11 protein-coding genes are annotated in these 14,703 nt (G+C 36.5%); 7 read left to right on the plus strand and 4 right to left on the minus strand.

Features of this window, described 5'->3' with window-relative positions; translation table 11 throughout:
• Window positions 1-357: 357 nt before the first annotated feature.
• The 3 genes from JIV24_RS20935 to JIV24_RS20945 form a co-directional block, all read right to left on the minus strand.
• Window positions 358-1,137, minus strand: coding sequence for a GyrI-like domain-containing protein (locus JIV24_RS20935; RefSeq protein WP_200467040.1), 780 nt, complete (start codon window positions 1,135-1,137; stop codon window positions 358-360).
• Window positions 1,138-1,380: an SRPBCC family protein gene (locus JIV24_RS20940; RefSeq protein ID WP_200467041.1), complete on the minus strand. Its 243-nt coding sequence runs from the start codon at window positions 1,378-1,380 to the stop codon at window positions 1,138-1,140.
• Window positions 1,381-1,459: 79 nt separating this feature from the next.
• A complete protein-coding gene (locus JIV24_RS20945) occupies window positions 1,460-2,965 on the minus strand; it encodes a glycoside hydrolase family 10 protein (RefSeq protein ID WP_200467042.1) in 1,506 nt (501 codons plus the stop codon).
• Between the two features lie 146 nt (window positions 2,966-3,111).
• Between JIV24_RS20945 and JIV24_RS20950 the strand changes: the two genes are divergently transcribed.
• The 5 genes from JIV24_RS20950 to JIV24_RS20970 all read left to right on the plus strand — a co-directional run bounded on the left by JIV24_RS20950 (window position 3,112) and on the right by JIV24_RS20970 (window position 12,242).
• Window positions 3,112-7,440, plus strand: coding sequence for a response regulator (locus tag JIV24_RS20950; RefSeq protein WP_200467043.1), 4,329 nt, complete (start codon window positions 3,112-3,114; stop codon window positions 7,438-7,440).
• A gap of 5 nt (window positions 7,441-7,445) precedes the next feature.
• On the plus strand, window positions 7,446-9,014 hold the full coding sequence (locus tag JIV24_RS20955) for a LamG-like jellyroll fold domain-containing protein (protein ID WP_200467044.1): 1,569 nt from the start codon (window positions 7,446-7,448) through the stop codon (window positions 9,012-9,014).
• 92 nt (window positions 9,015-9,106) lie between these two features.
• On the plus strand, window positions 9,107-9,691 hold the full coding sequence (locus JIV24_RS20960; RefSeq protein WP_200467045.1) for an RNA polymerase sigma-70 factor: 585 nt from the start codon (window positions 9,107-9,109) through the stop codon (window positions 9,689-9,691).
• Window positions 9,692-9,702: 11 nt separating this feature from the next.
• Window positions 9,703-10,668, plus strand: coding sequence for a FecR family protein (locus JIV24_RS20965; protein ID WP_200467046.1), 966 nt, complete (start codon window positions 9,703-9,705; stop codon window positions 10,666-10,668).
• Window positions 10,669-10,766: 98 nt separating this feature from the next.
• Window positions 10,767-12,242: a carboxypeptidase-like regulatory domain-containing protein gene (locus tag JIV24_RS20970; RefSeq protein WP_200467047.1), complete on the plus strand. Its 1,476-nt coding sequence runs from the start codon at window positions 10,767-10,769 to the stop codon at window positions 12,240-12,242.
• Between the two features lie 77 nt (window positions 12,243-12,319).
• On the opposite strand, the gene JIV24_RS20975 is transcribed toward JIV24_RS20970, so the two are convergent.
• Window positions 12,320-12,559 carry an acyl carrier protein gene (locus JIV24_RS20975; RefSeq protein ID WP_200467048.1) on the minus strand — a complete coding sequence of 80 codons (240 nt, stop codon included), beginning with the start codon at window positions 12,557-12,559 and terminating at the stop codon, window positions 12,320-12,322.
• A 346-nt stretch (window positions 12,560-12,905) separates the two neighbouring features.
• Between JIV24_RS20975 and JIV24_RS20980 the strand changes: the two genes are divergently transcribed.
• Together JIV24_RS20980 and JIV24_RS20985 are read left to right on the plus strand one after the other, a co-directional pair.
• The gene (locus tag JIV24_RS20980; protein ID WP_200467049.1) at window positions 12,906-13,928 is read left to right on the plus strand and encodes a BamA/TamA family outer membrane protein; all 1,023 of its coding nucleotides are present in this window, start codon (window positions 12,906-12,908) and stop codon (window positions 13,926-13,928) included.
• A 104-nt stretch (window positions 13,929-14,032) separates the two neighbouring features.
• Entirely contained in the window at window positions 14,033-14,560 is a 528-nt protein-coding gene (locus JIV24_RS20985) for a DUF4494 domain-containing protein (RefSeq protein ID WP_200467050.1), read from the plus strand.
• The last annotated feature ends 143 nt before the right edge of the window (window positions 14,561-14,703 follow it).

Genomic DNA, 14,703 nt, shown 5'->3' on the forward strand with positions numbered 1-14,703 from the left:
ATTAATGAATTAACAAAGCGAATCGTGCTTCTTTTTGCTTGACATTCAGCGTTTTAACTTACGTGGGAAACATCAGTGCTGTAATTTATGATAGTCTGTATCTAAAGTTTCACTGATACGCTCAATGTTATTTAAGTCGCTAAGAACTATGCCTTCCACGTATTGTTGTGCTTTATCAAAATTATCTTTGGTCCTAGTGCGAAAAGATTGATGAAATTTATGAAGGTAAGAACACAGTCGATCAGAGAGTTGATGAAGTGTTTTACCATAATTTTGTCGGTTGTTTAGATGACTATTTCGTTACCCATAGCTTTCGTTGTTTTACACCTCTAAGGTACTAAATATCTATATCTTAGCCTAATTCAAAGCTTTCTCTTTTAATCTGTTAAAGTAGAAATAAATAGCTATTAACCAATTAGCAGCATCTGTTTCCTTTGTTGGATCATTGAGGTAAATTTCAATGGGGTCAATCTTTTTATTGGCCTTTAACTTCTTATATCGCAAATAAGAATATGCAGCCGCCCATCCATTACCTAAATGCTCATAGTCGCCTTTAAAAGTCACCTTCACAGCTTTAATTGAAGCATAGGAACCTTTATAAAATGGCGCTTCCATATCAAAATCTTTTGTTACAGGAATACCTGATGAATAAGTACATTCGGGGTCGGTAAAATCAAACTTGTGATAGATTGAAAATGCAGAATCATTTTCCAACGCTTCATTTTCACATAAACCATTAATTTTTGAAAAGGTCTCTTTCATCGACGGCCCTACTTCATACATCGGACACGTTTCTTTAATAGTTACAAAATCGAATCCTTGCAATTGAGAAACGCCATCAATAGTAATGTCTGAATCAATTTTCTCTTTCTCAATTAAATCTTTAATCATTTTCAAGCCTCGCTCATAATCCATTCCAATCCAGGGCTCCATTTGTTTAGCCATAAACTTAAAGAAGAAAGGCATCGCACCTTTCATTCCCCATGTGATTTCGCACCCACCTTCAACTTCATTAAATTCCCAGTAAACAGCACTCTTTGATTTAAACGGCTTAATGAAACGTATCTCCTGATCAATGCTTTTATATTCGACTAATTTAATGTGTTCAATTTCACCCGAGCCCACCAAATCGCCCACCTAAGCATTTACGGCACCAATACCTACTCCATTATTACTAATTGTCACCTTTGCTTCTGGCTCCATGCACAACCATGGCGACCATGCCTGCCAGGTATTAAAATCAGAAACTAATTGAAATGCTTTTTCTTTTGAGGTATTCACTACCATCGACTTTTTAACATGGTAAGACCCATCGATGCTCAATAACCAAATAAAAAGTCCAATAATAATTACACCTATCACTATTAATGCGATGATCATATTGCTTAAGTTTTAAATTATTTTTAAAGAAATAAGATAAACAAGTTTTTTGGCTGAATCAAATCGTCTATTGCGTTCATTAATATTTAATCAACACAGGCTCACTAATCACCCCTTCAGAGCCAAAAGCATTTATCGCTGCTATACGAACAAGATACTCTTTCTTAAGTTTTGATTTTTTTTTCGGCATTCGATATTTAGTCGAATAACATAAGTCAAAAATAAATTTTGGGTCCTCGGGATTAAAAGCCTCCGATACATCATACAAATAGACAATATATTTACTGGAGCTCTCGCCCTTCCATCGAATTGATTTAGCACGCGCCTTAACCTTCATAGGCATTTCCGAACTATTCGTATACTTCATTCGCCCAATGTGTGGCACTATGGCTTTTTGCGAATAAAAAGTCTTCGCAAGTTCATCATTAAAGCCTAATAAATCGCGCTTAAAGTGCTTGTAACTAAAATAAACACTTCCGCTTAAATTAGAACTCGAACGTACACTTTTAATCTGATTAGGTAGTTGCTTTTCATCCTGCCAATCAGGCTTATCACTTCCGATTTTATAAATCCCATGACCGATATAAACGGGAATATCATAGTGATTTTGATTCCACCAATTGCATAAAACGGTGTAATTAGCAACCGGATGCGATGTTCCCCAATACAACTGCGGAACAACATAATCAATCCAGCTATTTTTCATCCACAATAAAACATCAGCATACAAGCCATCGTAATTGGTCGTGCCTGCTTTCGTTTCTGACCCCCGCGAATCGTCACTACTATTTCGCCAAACACCAAATGGACTAATGCCAAACTGTACCCAAGGTTTACTATTTTTTATAGTCGCTCGCAAAGTTTCAATTGTTTCATTGACGTTATTTCGGCGCCAGTCAGCCAGATTAGCAAATTTATCTTTCCCATATTGATGATAATACAATGAATCAGGAAAAGCCTGACCATGAATGGGGTATGGATAAAAGTAATCATCCATATGAATACCATCAATCGCATAATTTTGCACCAGTTCTTTAACTACTTTATTTATATGAATATTTGACTTCGGATTACCGGGATTATAATACACCTTGTTGCCATACTCTACAAACATATCAGGTTCAATATGTATCGGATGCATTTCGGGCAACTCTTCATCCAAACTCATCGAAGCTCTATATGGGTTAATCCATGCATGCAGCTCTAAGCCATTCGAATGCGCCAGTTCAATCCAAAAATCAAGAGGATCATAACGCGGATTTTTACCTGCCACACCTGTAAGCACCTTCGACCATGGCTCCAGGCTCGATTGATACAAAACATCAGAAGCCGGTCGTACTTGCAGAAAAATAGTATTTAACCCCAAATCCTTACAGTGCTGGATAATTTCAAGGGCCTCTTTTTTTTGCTCTTTAACCTTTAATCCTGGCTTACTGGGCCAATCAATATTAGCAACAGTAGCTACCCATACACCTCGCATTTCATATTTCGGTGATTTTGACTGACTACTTATAATAGCCGAAAAGTACAAATTGAACAATAATAAAAACAGAAATTTAGAACGTACCTTTAGAGTTTGATTCATGGTATAAAAATTGTTTCTCAAAAATAGCAAACGATAACAAATAATAAACCTGGTAAACTTAATTCTACTATATTTAATTTACCGTTTTTCAGGAGCTTAAATTGTTATTATCTTTATAAACTTAAAATACAGTAAACTTAATCTTTATGGGGCAGTTTCGATTAAAGGGGATGGCCAATACTATTCAAAAAAAAGTTGTTATAGCATTCGTCATTATTATTTTAATAATGTCGGTCGTTTCGTTTCTAAGTATCCGTGGTATTCGTCGCTTGTCATACGTTGTAGATAGTACTGAGCAAGTTAATCGCTTGCAAGATAACATTTACCATTTGCGCCTCAATGAAAAACGCGCCATTATATCTGGTGACACCGCCCTTATCCATAATGTTGATTCACTCACCTTAAGCATCAGTAATCGGTTACAGCAAATAAGTCAATCTGAAGCCAACCCTAAAACCAAGAAAGTATTAACCCCGATGCTGGATTATATAACTGCCTTTAATAAAGATTTTAAATTATATGCCCAGTTACACAATTACCGCAATAGCCTTTCGCACAAAACAGATAGCATCTATAATCTCATTGAAAATGAAGAGATCAAACAACAATCTCTACTTGAAGAATGGCTAACTAAAAATCGCCAATCGCACGCAGAAGCCATTGAAAACTATAATAAAGCCCACGCCTACTTAATTGCCATAAGAGCCATGCAGACTCGAATAGGCATTGACAATTTAGGTACAGCCCGACGTGATTCATTGGAGAACTGGTTTGACAATATGTTAAATCTGACTTTCGTGGTAGAAAACCAGGTTAATAACATGGATGCCCGAAGTTACATGAAGCAATTCAGAGCGGACTTAAGGCATTACGAACAAACCATATTACGAACCATAGATTTGGTCAACAACATTGGTGCTGTCCAGAAATCACTGCGAAGTAATGCCATCATTCTTCAGAAAAATGCTGAGCAAGCATCAATCATTCAATCACAGATGCTAAAAAAATGGGGTGAGCTAAGTTTGAATTTTCTGGTCATTCTGGTTTTTGTGGCCATTGTCTCGGGCTTATTAGTATTACGCTTCTTTGTTTTCACAATCACTTCAGATGAACGCAAAAGGCGTCATGCCGAAAATGCCATTGAGGATAACCGACGATTGCTTGACGATATCATAAATAATTCGAAAGCACTTATATACGTAAAAGATATTGATGGTCACTATTCGTTAGTTAACCAAAACTGGTGTGATGAAGTAGGCATGAAAGAAGAAGATGTCATCGGTAAAAAAGGTGATTTCTTATTCAACAAGCAACTGGCCGAAGAATCACGAGAAGTGGATCTACAGGTTATCAATAGCGGTGTTCCAATACAATATGAAGAAGAAATTGAACTAAGAACCGGGAAACGTTACTATTTATCTAACAAATTCCCAATTCGAAATAAAAAAGGTGAGATACAAGCCATATGTGGTATCTCCACAGATATTACAGAGCTGAACAAGGCACTGCGCGACCTTGAAAAAAGCAGGGAGAATTATCGAAATATTGTGACCAATGTGCCTGGTATCGTATATACAGGCATGGTTGACGATAGTAGGACAATGCTATTCCTAAGTAGTGGCTTTAGTAAAGTTACTGGCTTTGAAGCTGAGAATTTCCTTGATGGTGTTCAATCATTTACCAATCTTATTTTTGAAAATGATCGGGAACGCGTACTGGATACTATCAAACATGCCGTTACTCGCAATCATTCCTATGAAGTGGAATATCGCATTGCTGATGTGAAAGGCGAAATGCGATGGCTGCACGAAAAAGGGATGTCGGTTAAACAAAATGATGGTGGCCATTACCTTCAAGGTGTAATGATTGATGTTACCGCCACCAAAGAAGCCATCTCGGAAGTAATGATGCGCGATCGTTTCTTAGAAGGTGTTGCCGAGGCAGTGAAGGAACTCATTGTTAATCAAGACTCCATTGAGGCCATTCAAAAATCACTGCGCATTGTGGCACAGAGTGCAATGGTCGATCATTCTTTTATATTTAAAAATGATATCGCTGAAGGTGACCAGCAGCCAACTGCCAGCCATATGTACGAATGGCATAAAGACAAAATTAAACCAATTCAACGTAACAACCTGAATCAAATAAAGTACAGCCAAATAGGTTCAAGGTGGTTCCATTCTCTGGCTGATAAAAAAGACATTAGTGGTTTTAAAGACGATTTTATCGAAGAGGAACAATTCTTATTTGAAGAATTAAACCTTGAGAGCTTGTTGGTTGTGCCAGTTTTTGCACGCGATACATTTTGGGGATTTATTGGTTTTGGAAATACTGATAAAGGCATGCCTTGGGTAGAATCACATCGGGCAATCTTTAGAGCTTATACGGTAACATTAGGTATTGCCATTGCTAAAGAAAAAGATGCCGTTCTTCTTAAAGAAGCTAAAGATGATGCCGAAGCCGCAACACGAGCCAAAAGTGATTTCCTAGCGAGGATGAGCCACGAAATTCGTACACCGATGAATGCCATTGTTGGGTGGACGCATTTAGCCATAGAAAAAGAAGTAAACCCAGGGCAAGCTGATTACCTGAAAAAGATACAAGGAAGCTCTAAGTCTCTATTGGGGATTATTAATGACATACTGGACTTCTCGAAGATTGAAGCCGGCAAACTAGCGATGGAAAGCATCGATTATGACCTTGAGCAAGTATTTGACGACTTGAGTAATATGGTCGCCTACAAAGCCCATGAAAAAGGTTTGGATTTTATATATGCACTGCATGCTGATGTACCTCTAAATCTGATTGGTGACCCATTAAGACTCTCTCAAATCTTAGTTAACCTGATTAACAATGCCATTAAATTTACAAACACAGGTGAAATTATAACCAGTGTTTTGGTACTTCAGGAAGATGACAACGAAGTGGAATTATTATTTGAAATTAAAGACACAGGCATTGGTATCAAGGATGATTTACAGGAGTATCTATTTGACTCGTTTTCTCAAGCCGACGTTTCAACAACCCGAAAATATGGCGGAACAGGTCTAGGACTTGCTATTTGCAAACGATTATCTAAACTAATGGGAGGTCGCATATGGGTTGAAAGCGAATATGGAGAAGGCAGCTCATTCTTCTTCACCATGAAGGCTGGTAAACAAAAAGCTCAAAAACGAGATTTATTAATTCCTCCTTCTGACCTTGAAAACAAACATGTTCTGGTTTTAGATAATCATCCAACCACTTCATCCATTATCAAGGACATGCTTGAGTTACTTAAATTTAAAGTAACTCTTGTTAGACGAAATGATTCTGCCATTATAAAATTGGTTGAAAGTCATCAGGATAACTCAATTGACTTAATCATTGCTGACTGGAACATTGCTGGCAACAAACTCAAACATGCCGTTCAGGAATTATACATCAATAATACACAGCAGGTTCCACTATTCGTTCTCATCAGTGCTTTTGGTCAGGATGATGAGCTACAATCATTCATTAAAAACAACACGGTTGGTTCAATCATAAAGCCAGTAAACTTTTCAACGCTTCACGATGCTTGCCTCGAAGCATTTGGTAAAGAAAAAACCAAATCATCATGGCGAAAAAAAGAACCAGGCTTGTACCTGAATGAATTAAGACTCAAAGAAGATGTAAAAGTACTCTTGGTAGAAGATAATGAAACCAACAAACAAATTGGGATTGAGCTGTTAGAGCTGGCTGGTGTAAATGTTGATGTTGTGTCAAACGGTGAAGAAGCCATCTCAGCAGTTCATGATGGTGGTGCCAATTATTTTGATTTGGTATTAATGGACATTCAAATGCCTGTAATGGATGGATTTGACGCCACAAAGGGTATTCTGGCCATGGAAGAACACGCCAGCCTGCCAATTATCGCCATGACAGCCGATGCCATTGGTGGCATCAAAAAGAAATATCTGAATGCTGGCATGGTAGATATGATTGCCAAGCCTATCGATCCCGAGCAAGTTTATAAAAAGATACTGAAATGGGTTGAAAAACGAAGAGGCAGTAAACGAAAAAAGAGAAAGCCAATTGCGATAAACGAACAACCTATCATTGAAATTGAGGCATCAACAAATAACCTTCCCGAAATAAAAGGGATTAATGTACATGATGGAGTTAAGCGTTTTGCTAATCGTTGGGACTTCTTTAAAAGACTACTACAACGTTTTTATTACGATCATCAAAAGTTCATTTCTGAATTCAACAGTTCTCGAGAAGCTGATCGAGAAGTTGCAGAGCGAATGCTTCACTCATTTAAAGGTATCTCAGGAACAATTTCTGCTCCCAAACTTTATGATTTAGCGATAAAAGCGGAGCATGATTTTAAAAATGAAAAACCGGAATTCAATGAGCGTTTTAAAGAATTATCGATCGAATTGGAAACCATTTTAAAAGAATTAAGTACAAATAAAGCAGTTGATGTTGAGAGCTTTGAAAAACCTAAATAAAATGTATGCAACAGTTTTATCGATTATTACTTTCAACACTATTGCTCACGAGTGTTTTGGCATGCGAACAACACGTAAAAGTTGGCAAACCACTCATTGAATATAACTTCAATAACACACTAAAAAATACCGGAATGGCTAAAGCGGCCATTTTTGGCCCACAGGCTGTAGCTTATGCATTTGATAAAAAAGATACATGCCTTGATTTATCTATCAATGCATCATTACGGCAAGCTTTATCTGTTAAGTTAAAGGATGATTTCTCATTTAATGATTACAAAGGCTTTACCGTCTCATGCAGGGTGAAAAAAGACCCACTCGACCCTGAAGCATACACCATTTTATCACATAATCATGTGGATTCGATGGGGTGGCACGGCTGGAAGATAAATGCACAAGCCAATGGAGCATGGGAGTGGCAACTATCTGATGGAGAAAGAACATGGAACTACAAACCTACAGTAAAACAAGCCATTAACGATGGAAATTGGCATCAAATCTGCTTCTCTTACAATGCACAATTAGAAGAAGCGAAATTGTTTTTTGATGGAAATAACGTGGCAATTATTTCGCTTTTCAATAACCAACTTCAACTATCAAATACTCCTGTAATCATAGGTAATGACACACCAGTTAAACGAAGTAAAGATTTATTCAATGGCGTAATCGATGATTTTACCATTTGGTCAAGAGCCTTGAGTGATGCTGAAGTTAAATCCATTCACAATCAAAAAAGTAAAATCTGTTCACAACCATACGAAATTGATGAACAATTAAAAGTCATGACCTGGAATATTTGGGATGGCGGAACCCATGATGGGCGTTACATCGGCATTCAGAAAATCACTCAACTCATTCAACAAGAGAACCCCGATGTTGTATTTCTGCAAGAAAGCAATAACACTGGCATAGCTATTGCCGACGCCCTCAATTACATAATGTACCAAAGAAGCCCAGAGATATCAGTTCTAAGTCGCTTTCCACTCATTAGATCACATAACATATTCCAAACAGAGTCCTTTGGATGCATTGAACTGGCAGTTGCAAATGATGAATCAGTAATTGCATGCCCAATTCAACTGAGTGCTGCTCCCGATTTAAGCACATACCTACGCTCACCGGAAGCTAAAGTTGATTCGATACTAAAATGGGAAAACCAAAACAGAGGCAAACAAGCCCGATTCATATTAAGTGAGCTCACACATTTAATAATTAACTCTGATGAAAAACCAATTATTATTGGTGGTGATTTCAACAGCGGTTCACATCGCGATTGGTCAGATAAAAATGCAGTTCGTAATAACAATTTATCAGTAAAATATCCTGCCAGCACACGCTTTGAGCACAAAGGTTTTACAGACAGTTATCGTCAATTACATCCGGATGAGACAAAGCACTTTGGGTATACCTTATCACCACGTTTTGACTCCATCATGCATAATCGTACAAGCTTTATTCACTATAAAGGCAAAAAGCTGTATCCTGCAGAATGTTACGTAGTGAATGAACATCAGAATGGCTTTCCATCAGATCATGCCGCTATTGTTACTGTTTTTAATTGGAAAGGCAACTAGCCACATTTTATATTTCAACATTAACACAAAAAAAATGTAAATTGGGTAAGGGTAAAAACCCTGCCACATGTCCTTTAATAAACTAATTGTTGATGGCCAAACAAGTTGAAGAGAATAATCATGATACACTGCTGTTACAAAAGATAAAAGCAGGAGATGAGTACGCCTTCGAATTAGTTTTTAAAAACTATTATCCACATTTGGTATTATTGGCTCAAAAATATCTGGGCGATAAAGATTTATCAGAAAGTATTGTACAAAGTGTTTTTGTGAAAATGTGGGAAAATAGAAAAACGGTTGAAATACGTTCATTACGAGGTTTTTTAGTAGTTGCTGTTCGAAATAAATGCACCAATGAACTAAAGCACCGACAAGTTGTACGTGAGTATGAAAAGGTAAATGACCATAAAGAAGAAGCTGTATGGATGTCATTTAATGAAAATGTATATCTGCAAAAGATTAACAACGTCATTGAAGAGCTACCCGAACAGCGCAAGCGCATATTTAAAATGAGCCGAATGGATGGTCTGAAGTATAGAGAAATTGCAGAGAAATTAAACATATCGCCTAAAACAGTTGAAGTACAAATGGGCAAAGCTCTCAAGTATTTGAGAGAGCAGTTACAGCCATTAAAAAAGCAGTTGTTGGCAACTATAGCGTTATTAATGATGCTTTAAATGTGAGAATGATGAAGAAAGAGAACGAAAATATCAGCTGGGAACTTTTGGCTAAAGATGTTTCGGGTGAGCTAAACCACCAAGAACATTTGCAGCTTCAAAAAGACTTGGAAACAAACCCAGATATTGAGAAGCAAGTAAAGAAGCTTTGGGGAGATGCACATTATGCACAAGCATTAAATCACATTGACACTAACAATGCATGGAACTCAGTTAAGAAAGAGATTCATACGAAAAACACATCCCGATTAAAAATCTATTATAGCATAGCGGCAGTACTTTTAATAGCCTTAGCTACAAGCGTATTTTTTACCTTATTCACAAATCAACAAGAAACCATAATAATTACCAGCCAAAATACAGAACAAGTTACATTGCCAGATGGAACCATTGTTGACTTAAACTATGGCAGTCAAATAAGTTACCCCAAGAATTTCAATAGTGATATTAGAGAAGTAAAACTAACTGGAGAAGCTTTTTTTGATGTTGCGCGAGATGAAAATAAACCCTTTGTAATCGAAACTGCACAACTTAAAATAGAAGTTCTTGGTACATCATTCAATGTAAAAGCTTATAAAGGAGCTACTGACTCAGAAGTAATTGTGTCAAGCGGTAGAGTAATGGTCGATGCAAAATTAGCTGATAACAACGTGGTACTGGAAGCCGGCGACGCGGTTAAGTATTCTTCGTTATCGAATACATTAAGCACACACAAAATACACTCACCTAACTACAAAGCCTGGAAAACAAAGGAAATTGAGTTTAACAATACACAGCTTTCAGATGTATTTACAACCATTGAAAAAACCTATCATATTAAAATAGAACTTGACAGCTTGGTTAATATCGATAATGAAAAACTAAACGCCACCTTTAGCCAATACTCACTCGACCATGTGCTCGATGCAGTATGCGCCACTTTCAACCTTCAATATTCTAAAAAAGCAGATGTTTATTTAATTCAAACAAAACAATAAAAGAACATAACAGTATACGAGTAAACACATTTTCTTGTTAAAAAAATTGATACATTGTATTCTGTTATCAAAGCATACTAACTTAAATCAAACCGTCAATGCATAAGCATTTATATAGAAAATGCGGACTTCTTCTGTTTTTCTTTTGCTTGTTGCCTGTTTTAAATGCTCAGATCACCTCATTTAAACAGAACTCTATTACTATTGAATCGCTTTTTGATTCACTCACCAACAGAACATCCATCGACATTGCATACGATGTCAATGCAATACCTCACGACAGCTTAATTCGTGCTGATTACTCGAATCAACATGCCCTCCAAATTGTACAGGATGTATTGAAAAATCAAGCCATTGAAATAAGCTACCTCAATGGCCAAATCGTTATTAGCAAAGCTATTGAATCTTCTAAAGAAGAAAAATCAATCCGGTTAACCGGAACGGTCTTCGATCAAAACGATAGTACAAAGCTACCTCTGGTTAATGTTTCAATTACTAACAAACCACTTGGTTCCATCACAAATTCGCAAGGACAATACGAGTTTAAGCTTCCTAAAACTTATAAAGGCGAGCAATTAGCTTTTTCATTTCTTGGATATCACACAGCTTTTTGCCCGGTTCCCGGTAACGATTCTATTATTAATATAGCCTTGCAAGCAACTTCTATTAAGCTCAACGAAATAGAAATCACATACAAAGAACCATACGAAATCATTAATAATCTACAACTACATCATGAAAATAATTACCATAACAAGCAGGCAGTTTTAGAAGGATTCTTCAGGGAATCAATAAAGCAGGATGGTGATTATGTGCAAGTTTCAGAGGCTATTATTCAAATTATTAAACCTTCTTATTCTTCTCCTTCACACCTCGAGCGTGTAAAATTTATTAAAGGCCGCAAGAAGAACGATTTACAATCGATGGATTTTGTAGATTTCAAATTAGAAGGCGGACCATTTCAATTCTCAAGAGTTGACATTGCCCGATACAAGGATTTCTTTTCAATCGATAATAATTTATATAAATACAGCTACGATGGTATTGATGTACTTGATGAAGAAATCGTATATAAAGTAAAGTTTCGTCCTCGAAACGACGATGGCAATTTATTATACAATGGACTTTTGTACATCCATTCGGAGAGTTTTGCTTTGGTCAGAAGCGAATTCAACCTGACAAAAAAAGCACTTCGAAGCAGTGGCAAATCACTTATTAGAAAGGCCTCGCGAAAAATAAAAGTTAAACCAATTCAAGCTTCATATTACATTGATTACCGAAAGCTAAACGACAAGTGGATTCTTAATCGTATTGAAGGAGAAATAGTGATTCGCATAAATGATAAGCGACATCGTATTAATTCTGAATTCTCTGCTGTTACCGAATTGCTAATCAGTAATTGGGAAATAAATAATAAAATTAAACTACGTCCATCGGAGCTGTATAAATCCAAGTATGTACTTTCAGATCATATACAGGAAACAGACGAACAATTTTGGAAGAATTACAACATCATCAGACCTGATGAAGCACTAGAGAAGGTGTTTAAAAAAACAAAGGTTGTTTCCAAATAAGTTGATGGGACGATAAAATGAGTGGTTTTATAGTCTTGCTTGGAAACAACCTCATGGGATTGGTCATTGAAAAATTTTTATGCGCAATGCCTCTGCAAATAATCAATAGTAGACTTTACAGAAGTCAATTGAGGTATCTCATCATTTTGAATAGCTACATCGAAACGTGTTTCTAAATAAAATAAGAAACAATTCATGTCTAAATCATCAACAAAAAGTTCATCACGTAGCGAGGCTTCTTCACTGATTCGGTTCTTAGGCACACCAGTTTTTCTTAAAACTTTGTACAAATTACGCCTTATCGCTTTAGCATTCATATCAATTTCATTTTTGTTTACATTACTAAGACAATCATCATGCCTAACGGACGTACCCAAAAGTTGAATTTTTTTGAAAAAAATTCAACTTTTCAAGACAAAAACTCCTACATCACTGTGTTAGTGCCCTTTATACAATGCAGGAAAGTTATTTTTTTCTCACTATATTTGATAATACTATTTACTCATACAGTCATCAATCGTGATAAAGATACTTTTCACTTTCACTCTAATCATTGCTTGCTCCTTCTTTGCAAAAGCGCAAAGAGACTCATTGGGCAACAAAATTCTCAACAACCTAGACTCACTTCGTTTTGCAGAAATAGAAAGGAAGTCATTTAAAATCATGCCTTATATCGCACCCTCCTATACCCCTGAAACAGAGCTCCTAATTTCAGGCGGAGGTTTAATTACCTTTAAAACTCATAAAGATCGAAAACTCAATCTTTCTTCAATTCCTTTTTCTATTGGATACAGTACTAACCAATCTTTCTCGTTAAGAGCCTTAAACGTTATATACTGGAAAGGTGATAAAATGCGATCAATAGGCGAATTCCAATTGCGAGACATGCCTGATAACTATTGGGGAATTGGCTATGAAAATGGTAAAAACATCCCTAAATCAGACTCAACAACTGCCTATACCAGAAGCCACATGCGTTTTTACCAAAGACTTCTCTTCAGAACTGGTAATTCATTGTTCCTAGGACCCGTCTTTGACATCAACATAACAGAAGCTAAAAATGCCAATGAACTCATGTTACTCGATCCTAATATCAAAGAAAACGGAACCGATATTTTTAATACTGGTATTGGTTTTGAAATTGACTACGACTCACGTGATTTCGTACAAAATGCTTATGAAGGTGTATTTATAAGTGGGATATTTACCTATTTCAATGAATTTTTAGGCGGAGAAACAAATTATGGTGTCATTGACATCGATTACCGCCAATACATTCCTATTAAAAGAAAAAGGCGAACACTGGCTTGGCAGGTAAGAAGCAGAATGGTTGCAGGTGAAAAGATACCTTGGTCTGATATGTCAATATTGGGTGGGCCAGATAATATGCGTGGGTATACATTAGGCCACTATCGTGATAGAAACATGCTCTTGGCCACAACAGAATACCGCCATATGTTTATGAGAAAAAAACTCAATAAAAAAGGAAATTATAATAGTCGGTTTGGGTACGTGCTTTGGTTAGGAGCAGGTTCCATATCTCACAACCTCAGCTATAGAAACTGGCTACCTAGTGCCGGCGGTGGTATTAGGTTAGAACTACAACCACGCATGAATATTAGAGTTGACATGGGTATTGGTCAGGATGAAACCGGTTTTTATGTGACCTTCGCTGAAGTCTTCTAACTAACTGTATATCTGTTCACATTCAATTATTTTTTTAATATTTATGCGAATACCTTTCGCTGTACTCATTCTGTTTTATCTTTGCCCGATAAAAATTTATTGTCATGCAGAATTTATTCGAGTGTAAAGTCAAATACGAGAAGATTGACGAACAATCTGGAAAAGAAAAAAAAGTTAGCGAAACATATTTAATTGATGCTGTATCATTTACAGAAGCCGAATCACGTATCTACAAAGAGATGGAATCGATGATTCGTGGTGAGTTTATTGTCACCAATATTCGTAAAGCAAACTACACCGAGATATTTGAAAATGAAGAAGGTGACATTTGGTATAAAAGTAAAATATCGTTCGCCTCAGTAGACGAAAAATCGGGAAAAGAGAAAAAGGTAAGTAACCAAATACTAGTGTTAGCTAGCGATGTGAAAGATGCATTTGAGAAAATTCACCAAGGCATGGGCGGCATGACGGTTGACTTCGACATCAATGCCATTTCAGAAAGTCCAATATTAGATTTTTTCCCATATTTTAAAGGTGAAGAAGTTAACGAAGAGATACCAGCTCACCTTAAGCCAATTGCTAATGTTGAACAAGAAGGAGAAACATCTGAGCCGGAATTTGAGAATGAATAATTTTGAAAATGAATAGTATTATTAGGCCTTAAGTTAAATCGCTTAAGGCCTTTTTTTTTATAATAAGAGACCTTTGCAAAAATAGTTGAAAGTAGATCTTTTTGTTTTTATGACCATTTCCACCTTTCTATTTAACTATAATA

It is taken from the genome of Carboxylicivirga marina (genome assembly GCF_016612505.1).
Lineage (GTDB): Bacteria > Bacteroidota > Bacteroidia > Bacteroidales > Marinilabiliaceae > Carboxylicivirga > Carboxylicivirga marina.